The sequence below is a fragment of the Streptomyces sp. MBT65 genome, from assembly GCF_016612545.1.
Classification (GTDB): domain Bacteria; phylum Actinomycetota; class Actinomycetes; order Streptomycetales; family Streptomycetaceae; genus Streptomyces.
Map to the genome: position 1 here is coordinate 1 of NZ_JAENRY010000750.1, position 509 is coordinate 509.

Below are 509 nucleotides of genomic sequence, written 5' to 3' on the forward strand. Positions count from 1 at the left end.
GGCGTTTCCGGCGGTGCCGGTGCGGACGTCCGGGCGGGAGCAGGTGCTCGACACGGTGCCGGGGTCGCCTGCGTTGGTGGTGAGTACGCCGGGGGCCGAGCCGGTGGCCGACGGGGGGTATGCGGCGGCGTTGTTGCTGGACGGGTGGGCGATGCTCGGGCGGCCTGATCTGCGGGCCGGGGAGGATGCGTTGCGGCGGTGGATCGCGGCGGGTTCGCTGGTGCGGCCGCAGGGGGTCGGGGGGACCGTTGTCGTGGTCGCGGAACCCACCTTGCGGCCTGTGCAGGCGTTGGTTCGGTGGGATCCCGTGGGGCATGCGGTGCGGGAGCTCGGGGAGCGGGGGGAGTTGGGGTTTCCGCCGGTGTCTCGGATGGCTGCGGTTTCCGGGGGTCCGGAGGCGGTGGCGGAGTTTCTTGCGGCGGTTGAACTCCCTCTGGATGCTGAGGTGTTGGGGCCGGTGCCGGTGTCTGTGCCGCTCGTTCGGCGGAGCGGGGGGCCGGCTGTGGGGG

General features: G+C 73.7%; 1 pseudogene. It reads left to right on the top strand.

Annotated elements, in window-relative coordinates:
* A pseudogene (locus tag JHN63_RS53795) lies at window positions 1-509 on the top strand (primosome assembly protein PriA); the annotation flags it as partial.